Here is a 15,584-nt window from a genome sequence, read left to right on the forward strand (position 1 = left end):
AGGCTAACCCTCCCGATTACTGAAATGTGAAATTAAATAGATGCGAAAAACTTATTCCTGATACACCTTGATGTAGTCAATCTCCATAGAAGACTGAGTAAACGCAGGATCTATGCTTCCGCCGAAGTTACCGCCCATAGCAATGTTTACAATCAGGAAGAAATCGTGGTTAAATGGCACTGCATTAGTGTTTGCAAATGTTTTAAACTCGTTGCCATCTACATAAAACCTTATAAAGTTAGGGCTCCAGTACACTTCATAGATGTGGAACTCCTCTGATACGCCTTCTACCACTGTTGAAGATGTATTGGCATTACCGCCAGAGTTACCCGGGTAGTGTAATGAACCATGAATTGTATTTTGCTGGTTACCCACGTGTTCCATAATATCTATTTCGCCACAAGCAGGCCATATACTGGTCTGGAAGTTAGAGCCCAGCATCCAGATGGCAGGCCATGTACCACCGCCTGATGGCAGTTTTGCCCTTACTTCAACCCTGCCATAGGTAAAGTCGAATTTGTTGTGCGTGTTAAGCCTTGCAGATGTATAGGAACCATTGCCTTCTTTTTTAGCTGTTATTACAAGGTTTCCTCCCTGCACTTTTACATTCTCAGGGCTGTCGGTATATGACTGTAACTCATTATTACCCCATCCGTTATTGTTGCCGTACTCATAATTCCAGTTGTTGCTGTCCGGTGCGCCGTCAGTGTTAAACTCATCACTCCAGATGAGGTTATCATAAACCGGCTCATCGTCAGAATAAGGAGGCTGTGTTGTAAAAGTATGGTACCATGCCAGTGCCGGGTTATTGCCCTGAACTGCCCTTACGACCATTTTATTTTCAGTAATCTCCATTATCTCATAAGTGCTTGTACCAATGTAGTACCCCATAAATCCGCCATCGGCAAAAGTCATTTGGGTACCTGTACTCACACCTTCAGGAACGTTAGACTCCGCAGGGCCAAGAAGCACTACTTTCTCACCAGATGTATCAAAAGGAAGGCAGGTATCTTCTGTCTGGTTACCACCTCCTACACTTGTATAGCCTGCGTTAAAGAATGTTGCGCCTCCGTTATCATGTGTAAACTTAATTGTTTCACCATCAAGTGTAAAAGTAAATACAGCTTCATAAATACAGCTGCTTGATGGCGAACCTGCTTTTTCGAAAGGTGCTGCTGCATACCATATTGGCGCAGTGTTATTACCATCCGATGCGTTATTTGGCCCTACGCCAAGGTGGCCGGCTGTTGCTGCTGCCCAGTACCATGTTTTAGAACCTGAACCTGTTAAAAGCCCTGATGTAACAGGGTCGTTAAAGCTGCTGAACACATTTTCTACCAATAAGGTAGTGCTTGTTGCATTACCGCCCCTGCCATAGGCCACTACTGTAACCTCATAAGAGTTGATGCCGTTTGTAGTAAACCTTTTGGTATAAATACCGCCTGATACCGTTGCGCTGGTATTATCAGGGAAAATAAACTTATAGCTTATAGCATTGTCTGCTTTTGCGGTAAGCACCACATTACCCGATCCGTCTCCGTTTGGCATTTCGGGGGTTACACCTACAATTTCATAAGATGCTTCCAGGTTTGCCGGTGCGTCAAGGTCTCCAAACGATTTGTCGTCGTCCTGGCAACCGGTTGCCAGCACAAGCAGCATAAGGAGTTTTACCGTGTTGTTTAAAATCTTTTTCATAATCTTTTTAATTTGTAAGTTGTACATCGTCAAAATAATAGGCTGCACCTGTGCCCGGCTGTCCGAAATCGAAGAACAGCACCAGCATCTGGTAGCCATTTGCATTGTTTATGCCTGTAAAATCGAAAGTAAGCTCTTCCCACTGGTTAGTAACCGTGGTTGTGGCAGATACTTCGATATCCTGTGAGGTTACATGCGGATCCATGTTTTCGAACTTCATCAGCACTGTTGCACCTGCAACAGGCGACCATACTTTCATTTTTACTTTTTGAAGGGTAGAGAAATCTATCGGGTTATCCATTGGTATGGCAACACCTGCCCAGGTTTCTGCTCCTGCATTTTTAAAGTACTGGCCCACAAAACCGCTTGTGTTAATGCCAGATGGGTCAGGGTTAGCAATACGCTCGCCTGAAGCGCCTCCAAAGTTGTTCCATGTAAGTTCCTGTATGGCACTTTCAAATGTAAGCGGAAGTTGTATTGCGTCGCTTGCGCTTGATTGTGATATGTCGTCAAAATAGTAGGTATCACCTGTACCCGGGTTGCCTGCATTAAAGAAAAATACGAGTTTAGAGTATTCCTGGTTTTGATTAGCACCTGCAAAGTTGAAAACAAGTTCTTCCCACTCGTTTGCTACGGTTGTAGATACAATTTGTTCTGCAAATATGCCGCCATCGGTAAGGTTTTCAAGTTTCATAAGTACCGGTATTCCTGCCGCAGGCGACCATACTTTAACCCTGAAATAAGCACCGTCTGTAAAATCTACAGGGCTGTCAAGGGTAAGGAAACCACCTGTCCATGCACCGCCGCCCGGTGTCATAGAAGCTACAGTTGCGCTCATGTTTATACCCGAAGCATCAGGGTTATCTATAACCGCCGAAACCGCTCCGTTAAAATCGGTAAAGGCATAGTTTAAAGATGCATTTTCAAATGTAATAGGCAATAACAGCGGGTTGGTTATAGTTACCTGTTGTGAATAAGAAGTAGTAGCTGCGCCACCGCTAAATGCTGTAACAGTTACAGTATAAGTACCTGTTGCGCTGTAAGTATGGTTTACTACGTCTCCCTGGTTAAACTGTACAGGCTCCTGCGCCGGGTCTTCGCCATACATAACCTCAAAATAGGTTTCGTAATCGGCAGTAGCGCTAACGTTTATCTGTAGCGGGCTTCCTACTACAGTTGCAATGCTAACCTCAAGGTTTTCAGGTGCTATAAAAGATACTGTTAACGGCAATGTAACCTCTGATGTTTTGCCGTTAAGCGCTACACCTACAACTTTTACATTATACTCGCCTTCGGCATAGGTATGTGTAGTTTTTTGCCCTACACCTACAGCTGCAGGCTCAGCAGTGCCATCACCAAAATAAATATCAAAACCGGCTACACCTTCGCCATGGGGCGCAATGGTAACAAGCCCGGAGTTATCCTGTGTAATGGTAAACAAAGCCGAAATGTTTTGCGGTGCCGGCGCATCGTCTATAAATGATGCATCGCTGTCGTCATCGCTGCATCCTGCCAGCACTGCAATAAATAATATGCTGAAAAGAAATTTTATGTTTTTCATATCCATTTTATTTTATTAATAACCGGGGTTTTGCTCCCAGTTTCCGTTAGAGAATTCTATTTCTTCAATTGGTATGGGGAATACTTCATTTTTACCTGCGGTAAAGCCCTCTATTTCCTGTGCGGCTCTTTGTGTCCTTACAAGATCAAAAAAGCGGTGGCCTTCTCCAAATAATTCCCTTCTTCTTTCTTCAAGTATAAAGCTGTAAAGCGTTTCGCCCGAAGCTGTTATATCATGATTATTGTCACCAAAAGCCCTGCGCCTTACTTCGTTAAGGTACTCTCTTGCTTTTACATCATTACCTACCTGATTGTATGCTTCGGCAGCCATCAGCAATACATCAGAGTAGCGTATAGCCCTATAGTTGTTAGGGTTTGTAAGGTTAAGGTCACCCGCTGCATCCACACTCCTTGTACGCGGTATGTACTTCCTGTTAAAGAAGCCTGTATCGTTATAACCTGGGCCATAAGTAGCGCCTGTTTCAGCATTCCACTCCTGCATGTCCAGTATAGTTACATCTTCGCGAAGGTCGCCTTCTTCAAAAATACCAGCTCCTTCAGGAGTCGGTACATTAAAGCTGAACCCTGAAGTATATAATGGGCCTTCGTAATTACGCGGACCGCTGAAGCCTACCGCCACGTTACCCTCGCTGCACTGAAGGCAGCCAAAGCCTGCACCTTCTATATCAGTATATTGCACTTCAAAAACAAACTCAGGCCCGTTTTCTCCTGCCATTTCCCAAATAGAGGCATAATCATCTACAAGGGTAAAGTTGTAATCCATTATTACATTATCCAGGATTGCTGCTGCTTCTGCATATTTACCCTGGTACAGGTATACTTTGCCTAAAAGTGCCTGTGCTGCTGCTTTATCGGCACGGCCTACCTGTAGGGCTTCCGGTGCAAGGTCTTCTATCGCCATTAAAAGGTCTGACTCTATGCTTGCATAAACTTCATCTACCGGAGAGCGTGGTACTGTCTTTTCGTCTCCAAGCTTAAACCTTGCATCGCCTTTAAGCGGAATGGCACCAAACCATTTTACTAACTCAAAGTTATAGTAGGCATGCAGAAAACGTGCTTCAGCAACAATCTGCTCACGGCCTTCAAATTCCGTCTTGTCCTTAAATTCCAGTATATAAGCCGACCTGTTTACGCCTGCAAACATCCACCTCCAGATATCGCGAAGGTTAGAATTCACAGATGTGTGCGACATAAGGTCTATCTGCTGCCAGCCAATAACGTCTGTTGCGCTTTCGCCGCCGGCAAATGTATTATCAGATGCTATTTCACCTAAAATGGCATTGGCGTAGGTTGACTGCAAAAGGTCATAAGCGCCTATTAGTGCATTATAATATTCCTGCTCAGAATTGAAATAGTTCTCTGAACCTATGGTATAAACAGGCTCTCTCTCTACAAAATCATCACCACATGATACTGTGGTTGTTGCGATGATGCTAAACGCCATGATGGCTGTTATTATCTTTCTTTTCATTGTTTCTTTTTTAGAATTTAACGTTTACACCAAACATATATGTTCTTGGTACAGGATAAAAACCATAGTCTATACCTGATGAAAGTGGGTCACCACTTGAAGCTCCAGGGTCGAAACCTCTGTATTTTGTAAAGGTATAAAGGTTATTAACCCCTGCATATACCCTTAATTTTTCTATACCTGCCTTTTTAGTAAAGTCGGGGCTAATTGTATAGCCAAGCTGCACGTTCTGGATACGGCAATAAGAGGCATCTTCTACATAATAATCTGATAGTACATTATTAGATGTTGCTCCTGTAGTAACACGTGGTACTGAGTTGCTGGTGCCCGGGCCTGTCCACCTGTCAAGTACATAGTTCATCCTGTTAACATCAGTAAGGTTTCTTTCATAGTTACGTACCATTTCGTTACCAAGCGATGCAAAAGCAAAAGCAGTAAAGTCGATACCTTTATATTCTAACTGAAGGTTAAAGCCCATTGTAGCATCAGGTATCGGGTCACCTATATTGGTGCGGTCATCTGCATTTATAACACCGTCTCCGTTAACATCTACAAATCTTATATCTCCGGGCTGTGCAGGAGCGCCAAGCGCTGCCTGAGAAGGGTGTGCGTTAACTTCTTCCTGGTTCTGGAAGATACCGTCTGTCTGATAACCATAAAAATATCCAAGTGGCTCGCCTACCTGCATGCGTACAGGAGCCGGCTGGCCTACACCAAAAGCACCACCTTGCAAAAAGTCGGCACCATTAATTTCGGTTACTTCATTATTTATAAATGTTACGTTATAAAAAGCCCTGAATTTAAAGTCTTCTCCTATCTGGTCTTTATAAGTAAAGCCAAGCTCAAGGCCGCTGTTCCTCACATTACCTGCGTTAACTGTAGGGTAGCCGCTACCCGGTGCACCTGTACCTACAATATCAGATGTAGGAAGCCCTTGTACAAGTAATGCATTTCTTGTATCTACAAAATAATCGGCAACTATTTCTAATTTGTCGCTAAACAGCCTTAAATCGGCACCTACGTCAAATTTCCTTGCTTCTTCCCACTGTATAAAAGGGTTTGCAAGCACACCGCTGGCAGTACCGTTAACAAGTTGTCCGTCTATAACATAGGTAGCTTCTCCATTTAAAAGGCTTACGTACCTGTTGTCGCCAATTTTGTCATTACCAACCAAACCGTAGCTTGCCCTTAGCTTAGCAAAGTTAAGTATTGCTGATTCGCCATAAAAAGGCTCATCTGAAATGATCCATCCTCCGGTAACAGAAGGGAAGTAGGCTACCCTGTTTTCCGGGCCGAATTTAGTTGAGGTATCTCTTCTTAGCATTGCTGACATCAGGTAGCGCCCTTTATAGTCATACTGCAGCCTTCCGAAGTGTGACAATCTTCTTTCGTCATACTTATAAGAACTTGCTGTCTTAGCATCTGTAAAACCTGTGGTTAGGCCAATATCAGCAAACTCCCATGAGTTATTAGGTACATCAAAACCGGTTGCAAATAAGCCTTCCCCAAACTGCCTGTAGGCTGTTGTACCCAGTGTAACTGTAAAGTTATGTGCCTCTGCAAGTGATTTTTTATAGGTAAGGTAAGCATCAAAAGTGTAGCTGTTATCGTTAACAGAGTTTTGGTCTACGCGGCTCCTTACATTATCAAAAACCTTACCGCCATAGCTTACCTGCGGGCTAAATGTCCTTCCACGGCCTTCGTTGGTATCAAAACCCATACGGCCTGTAATGGTAAGGTCTGTAATAATATCATAATTAAGCTCAAAAACACCCCTAAAGTTTTTTGAATCATAATCATTGTAGGTATTGTCTATCTGAGCAAGCGGGTTTATAATTTCGTTACCCAGGTTACTACCGGGAACATCTGCGCTTCCTGTTGGCAATACTGTAAAGTCTCCGTTAGCATCATACGGACTGTAAATAGCAGGTGTATTGATTGCATTGAAAAGCACAGAACCCAGCACGTTTTCGTTAAACGACTGCCTGTTTATATCTGTATAAATTACGTTAGTGTTTAATCTCAGGTTGTCAAGCAGGTCGGCAGTCATACCGATACGGAAGGTGTTCCTGTCGTAGTGCGACTTGCTGCCGCCAACAATACCTTCCTGGTCAAGGTGAGAACCGCTTATGTTATAGGTAACTTTATCACCACCGCCGGACATTGTTATGTCATGCTGAACAATTGGCACTCCTTTTTCAAATACCTGGTCCTGCCAGTCGGTACCCCTGCCAAGCCCCGAAACATTAGGGAAGGGTAGTGGCTGTCCGTTATTTGCATAAGCTTCATTTAATAAAAGAGCATACTCGGTAGCATTTAGCAAAGGCAGTTTGCGTGTTGTTTCCTGCATGCCAATATAGCCGTTGTAACTAACGCTTAGCTTGGTATTTTTCTTACCCTGCTTTGTCCTTACCAATACAACACCGTTTGCGCCCGCAGCACCATATATAGCTGTCTGCGCATCTTTAAGTACAGTTATGCTTTCTATGTCGTTAAAGTTAATATCGCTGAGGCTGGAAATATTACCGTCTATCAAAACAAGTGGTGAGGCATCACCATTTGTACCGATACCGCGTATGCGGATATCAAGGCCCGCCCCCGGAGCACCCGATTGTGTAGTAACGTTTACACCACTTACAGTACCCTGTAGCGCCTGTTCAATTTTTACAGGGCGAAGGTCTTCTATAACTTCGCTATCTACTACGCCCACTGCACCGGTTACTTCTCTCTTTTTTTGCGAGCCGTATCCAATAAGTACAACTTCATCAAGTGTTTCTGCATTTTCTGTTAGCGAAATGGTAAGGTTTTCGCTGTTGTTTACTACCCTCTCCTGTGTATTAAAGCCGATAAAGCTAAACATGAGAGTAGACCCCGATGGTACCGAAATGCTGAAGTTACCATCAATATCAGTAACAGTACTGATGGTGGCATTTTTTACGGTAATGTTAACCCCGGGCATAGGCAATCCGGTTGCCGCTTCATTTACCGTTCCTGTTATTTCTGCATTTTGGGCAAACCCAAATGCCGAGAGCAACAGAAAGGCAATTAAGAATAGTTTTGACTTCATATAGGTAAATTGTTTTTTGTGATATTTTAAAATTAGGCTTATATAATTTTAATGATTGAAAATGAACCTTTACAAAAAATATACATCCTGTATTTTTTTAATATAATATTATGAAGAGTGTTTGTATATGAGGTTTAACAGCGATTAAAGCTGTTAAAAACAACACACTAAAAGTTTACGAAAACCTTGTAAAAAGGCACTTTGTATAGGTAGTGTATAGGTGTAAATGTTAAATGTTGTAGTTGCCTACAAGGATAAAATGTACTCTACAAGGCTTAATTCGTGAGGTAGTTCCATTTTTTTGCGCAAACGATATCGCTTTATCTCTACACTCCTTACCGAAATGTTAAGCAGCGGAGCGATTTCTTTAGATGATAAATTGAGCCTTAAATAAGCACACAGCCTTAAATCATTCGGCGTAAGCGAAGGGTGAAGGTTTTTAACTTTTTTAAGAAAGTCTTTATCAGCATTATTAAACGCTTCTTTAAACATATCCCATGTATCATCTTCATTAATATTCTTATTAATGGTAGAAATAACCGATTTTATATTCCTGTCTCCATCGTTGGTTTTTTTCAGGTCATCTTTTATCATCGAAAGAAGCTCGTTCTTCTTAATTAGGTTCATGGTAGATACAGCAAGCTCACGGTTTTTATTCTCAAATTCCTGTTGTAGCTGTTCGTTTTTAATCTTCATGAGTTCCTGTTCGTTCTCAAGCTCCTTAATCTCAAGCTGGCGCCTGTTTTCTTCGATAAGTTTTTCCTTTTGGCGATGATAGTAATTCTTGTAGGCCCGGTTTATGAAATAAGCAGCTATTACAGCTAAAACAAGGTATATTATTAAGGCAAGGTTAGTAGCATACCAAGGCTTGTTAATAGTAAATTCATACTGTGCTGTGTTTGGCGACAGTGAATTTCCGGTTTTGGCCCTTACTTTAAAAATGTAACTGCCCGGCGGCAGGTTCTTAAAGTTGCTGAACGGCCTCGTGCTCCATTCGCTCCACTGGTTCTGCATCCCTTCCAGCATATACTGAAATTCAGCATTTATATACTTGTTATATTCGGGTACTGCATAATATATAGTAAGGTTATTTTCCTTATAAGGAAAGCTGCCGCTGCTGGTAACGGCTACCTGGCGTGCATTTTCATTAAGTACATTGGTGGCAATGTTGGTAATGCCAATACTGTACGAATTAAATTTAAGGTCATTTAAATTAATAGTATAATAACCATCTGTTGTGCCAATGAGATAGGTATTTGGTGAAATTTGTGTAATATTTTCATACCCAACCATAGAGTTGGTAAGTGTAGAGGGTATTGGTATTACATTATGCTTAAGCTCTGTATTAAGCTTACCTGCCGTAAAATAGTTGATGTAATTTTTTGTGAAGAACCACAACCTGTTGGAATGATCTGCCGTTAACTTACCAGATGTATATTCATCTTTCAGGAAAACTCTTGTGAGGCGGTTATCTTTTACAAATTCCCTTTTCTTTGCATCAAGCCTGAAGATACCATCTTTAGATGCATAGTAAATGTTGCCATTATACTTGCAAAGGCTGGCATTTTTACCTTTTGTGGGAGATGTATAGGTATAAAAGTGTTTTGCTTTTGCATAATTTTCATCTGTAGTTATACGGAAAACACCCTTATACTCGTGGCTGATATAAATGTTGTTGCCGCTGCTTACTTCAAAATACCTGCTGGAATAGTCAAAGCCCTTTATCCAGTTACGGAATTTCCAGTTGCCGTTGTTCATCTCAAGTACTGATATGCCGTGATAATTACCCTGCAACAGCAGGTTAGGGTTAGACGGATGCTTTTCAAACTTCCAAGTACCTGACGCTGTAAACACTTGCCTTGCTGTATTATTTGTAATAATATATGTACCCGAATCATGTCCGCAGAATAAGGTGCCATTGTATGTGTATAAAGACCATACCTGACCTTTGGTGCCATTTATAAATTTAAAATCTTCTTCAGAGGAATACGGTTTATAAAAAAGCCCTTGGTTTGTGCCAATGTATAAGAGCCCGTCATAGTATGCAGAGGTATATACAGTACCTAAAAAGCCCGTATCATCTACAAAGCTCCTTACAGGCGATTGCAGGTTAATGCAGTTTATGCCATTATCCAGCCCCACCCACAGGTTTTTATCGTGATCCTCATAAAGCGATAGTGCAGTATTATTACTGAGCCCTTTGTTTTGTGTTATGTGGTATTTTATACTGCCGTTTCGCCCCAAAATAAATATACCGTTAGATACCGAGCCTAGTGCAAAAGTACCATCACTTAGCATTTGGCTGCTGTATATACTACTGTTTTTAAGTGCAAAGTCCGCTTCGGTTTGCCACGGGGTAACCGTGCCGTTGCAAAACTCAAAAAAACCGTTATACTGTGTTTGCAGCAGCAGACACTCATTACGTGAAAAAATGTTTACAATTTTATTGCCTTTAATATCCGGATGGTTAGAAACCAGCCTGCTTTTACCGTTTTCTATTTCATAAAGCCCTGTGCCGAATGTTTGGTACAGTATGGTGTTGGCAACAGTAAATACCTTATTAATACCCGCCTCTGATTTTATTATCCTGAAGCTTTCATCTTTAGTGTTATAAATAAATATCTGGTTTAACGACTGAAAAATAACCCAATGGTCGTACTGCGCTATATTCCAGAATTGTTCATCATCCAGTATGTTTTTTTTGATTTTATTTCCTAAAGAAAAGTATTTGAGTGTACCGTCTGCCTGTCTTTCCCAATAGCCAAACTCCATGTAACATCCTGTATAGATACGATTGCCTATTGCTTTAACAGATCGCATAATGGTTTCGTTAGGTGTATGGTATAACGTCCACGTGTTGCCATTATATTCCAACAGCCCATCATTATTGGCAAAGTACATGTACTGCTGGCTGTCCTGGGTTATCATCCAGTTTTGGTTGGCAGCATTATAAATGCCTGTATTATATTTTATAATAGGAGGCAGGTCCTGCGCAAATGTTTGGGTTAATGAACCAAGTAAAACAAGTATGTAAAAAAATCTTTTAAACAAAGCGTTACAATTTATTAGCAATATAGTTACGAATATACCCGAAAATTCGGAATTTTAAGCCTGTCTTTTTGTTTTTGCACATGTTGTGTGTGCATTAAAGAAAAAACCGCCCTGTTTAAAAAGGGCGGTTCTTACATTAGCATGAAAAACAATTACTCTTTATTTTTTGATAAAGCGTGCTGAAGAAGTGTTTCCGTTAACAGTAGTACTGATAACATACATACCGCTGTTTAGTGCAGAAACATCTATAGTTGCGCCTGATGTTTGCATAACTTTTTGCCCCATCATGTTGTATATGGCTACATTTTGTACTGTTCCTTCTACCGCAATGTTAAGTGTACCTGATGTAGGGTTAGGATAAATTACAGCAGCATTTTTAACCACTTTATCTACACTTAGTGCTTCGGCAGAAACAACTGCATTGCCTAAAGCTTCCATTTGATCAGGGTTTGCATTAAGCCCTGTTACAGCATAACCATACTGCACAAATGCCGCCGTTGGAAAATCTGCAACATCTACATTAATATTAAAAGATTCTCCTGCAACAAGTGGAGTAGGAGTAAAATTAAGAAGTTGATAATCAGCCGTCATTACTTTTACAAAAGCAACACCGTCATATCCCTCTGCAAGTGTGTTGCTAACACAATATCCGCTGAATACTACATTTTGACCTACAAGGCTATTATCTTCTACATAAGTATTGCCTTCAAATATTTTATTACCAATTTCGCCGTTTGCCCAATAAGGGTCTGTACCGTCTCCGTAGGTATTAAAGTTAGGGTATAATATAAAAGTATTATTCTCCGAATCAATTTCAGTTTTAAGCTCTTCAAGGCTCCATACGTTTCCGTTTTCGTAGGTTGTACCATCAAGTTGGAACCAGTTAGCATAAGCATTAATCGTCTGGGTAGTGTTAGGGGCTAATGTTACGGTCACAGTTTCCGGTTCACTAACTTGTGGCTCACCTTCAGTAACAACAACGTAGCCATTAGCCTCCATATCAGCAGGATTGGCATTAACACCTGTTACCATGAAACCATACTGAAAATGTACTGCAGCCGGATATTCCGATGTATTAAGCTCAAGGGTAAAGTTTCCGGGCTCAGAAAGTATAACAATATCTTCAGCAATGGTTTGCCAGTTTCCGTCTAATACTTTTACAAAAGCTTTTGCCTCATAAGCATTAATAAGAGTGTTGCTTACTACAGTCCCGCTAAAAGTAACATCTTCACCTACAAGCGCATCATTAATAATCATTGTAAGCCCTTCGGTAATTTTATTACCGCTTCCGTCAGGATTAGTCCAATACGGGTCGGCAGTATTGTAGGTATTGTAGTTAGGAAACAAACTGATTGTATTTTCAGCTACATTAATTTCTGTTTTAACATCAGCAAGGCCCCATTCATTATAAAATGCATAAGTACCATCAAGGTTATACACATTCATACCGCCAATCCAGGCATCTTCCGCATCAACTGTTATGTTAGTTTGTGCTGTGGCATTATAGTCGGTTAACGACAATCCTAAAATTGCCGCTGCCATTGCAAATTTCTCTACGTGTAATTTTAATTTCATAAGTGACAGTTTTAAGTTTTTATAAAAGTAATAAACAGCGAAAACGTTGTAATTATATAAGCCTATATAGAAACTCTACATACATTAATTATTTGCCTGAATCTTTAATGAATACTTATATTTTAAGCCTTCTTATTAAGATTTGCATAATTAATGATCTCTTTAATTTACCTGTAAATCCTGTATTGTTGTAGTAATGTATAGGTGAAAAGTGCCGCTGATAACATTTGTTGAGGGAATGATTTCTGTTATTTATAACTTAACATGAAATGTTTTTAATCAATTTGTTAAATAAAATTCAATTAACTAATCCTTAAAATATTCTGCTTCAAATTGTAAATAGCTTTGCTGATGTATATAATCAAAAATATATGAAAAGTATTTTAAGCCTCTTAATAGCCTGTTTTCTTTTTTCCTGTTCAGACACCGGTGCCGTTGCAGATGCTTCATCTGTTACAGCAGATAATATACTACCCGGAGTTTACAGTATTGATTCTGTTGTGTCCGGTATTGCAGTTGACATTAATGGAGACAGCATAAAAAATACAGATTTATTATCAGAATCTGATTGCTACAGTTCCGGCAGGGTTGTATTGGGCGATAATGGCTCTTTCCTATATGTGTGCAGCAAAGCAGATGTGTTTAACGGACAATATAGCTGTGCCGAATTTACATATGAAGGCAGGTGGGAAGCAAAACAGCAAAACGGAGATGAATCACTTATAATGGCTTTTTACACCGATGAAGATGGTGAGGAGCAAAACGTAATGTTTTGCAAGGATTCTGAAGGGCTTCACCTGAAATATGTGATGGCAGATCTGCCTGATACCACTACGGGGGGCAGGTTACACCCAGCCAACGGATCTTTATGTTACACTTTTAAAAAGCAGCAAACAGACATTTTATAGAATTAAAAAAGTAAACTCAGCTTTATAAAGAGTTACCATACAAAAAAGCCCGGTTAGTAAACCGGGCTTTCGTAAATCATTTTGATTTTATATATCGTCAAAGCTTACATCAGTAAAGCTCTCTGTGCTTATTGTTTCTTCGGGCTTATCACCAAACAGCTTACGAAAATCTTTTTGGTGCCTTTCCGATATCACTTCTTCGCCTTTATGCTCAAGAACATAAGATGTCATTTCATCAAGTATTTCCCTGAAGGCTGCAAAATCTTCTTTATAAAGGTAAATCTTGTGCTTTTTAAAATGAAAAGAGCCGTCATCTTCGGTAAACTTCTTGCTCTCAGTAATTGTAATGTAGTAATCATCAGCTTTGGTTGCCCTTACATCAAAGAAGTATGTCCTTCTGCCTGCCCTTAAAACTTTAGAAAAGATTTCCTCCTTTTCAAGCATATCATTTTCTCTCATAATCCTTCGTTTCTTTTATATGGTTTATGTAGCAACCAAAAATCTAAAAAAAATCTAAATAATCCAACAATTAATCCATTTCTTTTTCAGAAAGTTGCTTAAGATATAGTTCCTTATAATACCCTGTTTCATTTACAAGTTGATTATGAGTGCCTTGCTGCAGTATCTTTCCGTCTTCCAGGATGATAATCCTGTCAGCATTCTTGGCAGATGAAACCCTGTGGCTCACAATTATTGTGGTTTTGTCTTTACAAATCTCCAGCAGGTTGTTCAGTATAGCCTCTTCGGTTTCAGTATCTACTGCCGAAAGGCAGTCGTCTAACAGTAGTATGGGGGCATCTTTTATGAGCGCCCTTGCTATGGAAACCCTTTGTTTTTGTCCGCCCGAAAGTGTTATACCCCTTTCGCCCAACACCGTTTCATATTCTTTTGTAAAGGTAACAATGTTATGATGCACCACGGCTTTTTTGGCAACCGACACCACTTCATCATCTGTAGCCAGTTCGTTACCAAATTTAATATTGTTTTTAATAGAGTCAGAGAACAAAAATGCATCCTGCGGTACAAAGCCAATACTGTTGCGCAGGTCGTTAAGGTTGATGTTTTCAATGTTCTCTCCGTCTATTGTTATGCTGCCCTGCTGCACATCATAAAGCCTGCTGATAAGAGACAGCACAGTAGATTTGCCTGAACCTGTTTTGCCCAATATGGCAAGCGTTTCGCCTTTCTTTACATTAAAAGATATGTTTTTGAGTGCTGTAATGTTAGTATCTTCATAAGTAAAAGTTACATTATTAAAGGCAATTTCACCCATAATAGGGCTATGTACGTCAGTATTATTTTTAATATCCGGTTCTGTTTTCAGGAACTCGTTAATCCTTTTTTGAGAAGCCTCGGCTTCCTGTACCATACTCGATATCCATCCTAAAGAAGCCACGGGCCACGTAAGCATGTTGATGTACAGTATAAACTGCGCAATAACCCCAATATCAGGAATACTGCCGTTAATATACATCATGCCGCCTACATAAATTACCACGAGGTTACTGATACCGATGAGCAGTATCATAAGCGGGCCAAACTGCGCGTTTACTTTAGCAAGGCTCATGTTCTTGTCTTTACTGTCACGCGATAGTGTAGTAAAATCAGCCTGCTTTTGCCCTTCCAGGGCATAGGCTTTAATTACTCTTATACCCGAAAACATTTCCTGTGTAAAAGTGGAGAGCTTAGAAAGGTTTTGCTGGTAAAGTGTGCTGCGTTTGTTTATCTCGGTACTTATTTTAAAGATGCTGTAAGACAATATAGGCAACGGCAAAAGCGTGTATAGCGTTAGCTTAGGCGATATAATATACATATGGGTAACCACCACGGCGAAACGTATTATGGTGTTAAGTGCATACATAACGGCAGGGCCTACATACATCCTTACTTTGTTAACGTCTTCGCTAATGCGGTTCATAAGGTCGCCTGTGCGGTTGCGCTTATAAAAACTCTGCGAAAGCTTCTCGTAATGGTAAAAAATTTCATTCTTAAGGTCGAACTCTACGTGGCGCGACATAACTATCAGGGTTTGGCGCATCAGGAAAGTAAGCACACCTGCAATCAGGGTGGTTGCTACAATAAGGAGTATGTTCGTGAACAGCTCATCTTTTATTGCATCTGCACTAATGTTGTTCTGCTGATGGTATTCTTCTATTGCTTTTATAGAATCTCCAATTAGCTCCGGAGTAAATAAAGAGAATATCTGGGCAACTATGGTAATGAAAATTCCTAAAAG

9 protein-coding genes are annotated in these 15,584 nt (G+C 40.5%); 1 reads left to right on the forward strand and 8 read right to left on the reverse strand.

Features of this window, described 5'->3' with window-relative positions; genetic code table 11:
• Window positions 1–51 precede the first annotated feature (51 nt).
• From Q0K96_RS03495 to Q0K96_RS03520, 6 genes are all read right to left on the reverse strand, one after another.
• On the reverse strand, window positions 52–1,695 hold the full coding sequence (locus tag Q0K96_RS03495; RefSeq protein ID WP_297332622.1) for a glycoside hydrolase family 16 protein: 1,644 nt from the start codon (window positions 1,693–1,695) through the stop codon (window positions 52–54).
• A gap of 7 nt (window positions 1,696–1,702) precedes the next feature.
• Window positions 1,703–3,256: a PKD domain-containing protein gene (locus Q0K96_RS03500; protein WP_297332623.1), complete on the reverse strand. Its 1,554-nt coding sequence runs from the start codon at window positions 3,254–3,256 to the stop codon at window positions 1,703–1,705.
• 15 nt (window positions 3,257–3,271) lie between these two features.
• Window positions 3,272–4,747 (reverse strand): RagB/SusD family nutrient uptake outer membrane protein, encoded by a 1,476-nt coding sequence (locus Q0K96_RS03505; RefSeq protein WP_297332624.1) that lies wholly within the window; start codon window positions 4,745–4,747, stop codon window positions 3,272–3,274.
• A gap of 10 nt (window positions 4,748–4,757) precedes the next feature.
• A complete protein-coding gene (locus Q0K96_RS03510) occupies window positions 4,758–7,814 on the reverse strand; it encodes a TonB-dependent receptor (RefSeq protein WP_297332625.1) in 3,057 nt (1,018 codons plus the stop codon).
• Between the two features lie 246 nt (window positions 7,815–8,060).
• Entirely contained in the window at window positions 8,061–10,865 is a 2,805-nt protein-coding gene (locus Q0K96_RS03515; RefSeq protein ID WP_363317226.1) for a triple tyrosine motif-containing protein, read from the reverse strand.
• A 159-nt stretch (window positions 10,866–11,024) separates the two neighbouring features.
• Complete coding sequence (locus Q0K96_RS03520; RefSeq protein ID WP_297332626.1) at window positions 11,025–12,440, reverse strand: T9SS type A sorting domain-containing protein; 1,416 nt, start codon at window positions 12,438–12,440, stop codon at window positions 11,025–11,027.
• Between the two features lie 371 nt (window positions 12,441–12,811).
• Here Q0K96_RS03520 and Q0K96_RS03525 point away from each other — a divergent pair, with 371 nt between their 5' ends.
• The gene (locus tag Q0K96_RS03525; protein ID WP_297332627.1) at window positions 12,812–13,348 is read left to right on the forward strand and encodes a hypothetical protein; all 537 of its coding nucleotides are present in this window, start codon (window positions 12,812–12,814) and stop codon (window positions 13,346–13,348) included.
• An 87-nt stretch (window positions 13,349–13,435) separates the two neighbouring features.
• Here Q0K96_RS03525 and Q0K96_RS03530 read toward each other — a convergent pair whose 3' ends face one another.
• Both Q0K96_RS03530 and Q0K96_RS03535 read right to left on the reverse strand, forming a co-directional pair.
• Window positions 13,436–13,807, reverse strand: a complete 372-nt coding sequence (locus Q0K96_RS03530; RefSeq protein ID WP_297332628.1) for a PUR family DNA/RNA-binding protein — start codon at window positions 13,805–13,807, stop codon at window positions 13,436–13,438.
• Between the two features lie 70 nt (window positions 13,808–13,877).
• Window positions 13,878–15,584, reverse strand: a 1,707-nt coding sequence (locus Q0K96_RS03535) for an ABC transporter ATP-binding protein (protein ID WP_297332629.1), incomplete at its 5' end; no start/stop codon positions are given.

This window comes from Flavobacterium sp. (genome assembly GCF_024305175.1).
Classification (GTDB): Bacteria; Bacteroidota; Bacteroidia; order Flavobacteriales; family Flavobacteriaceae; genus Flavobacterium.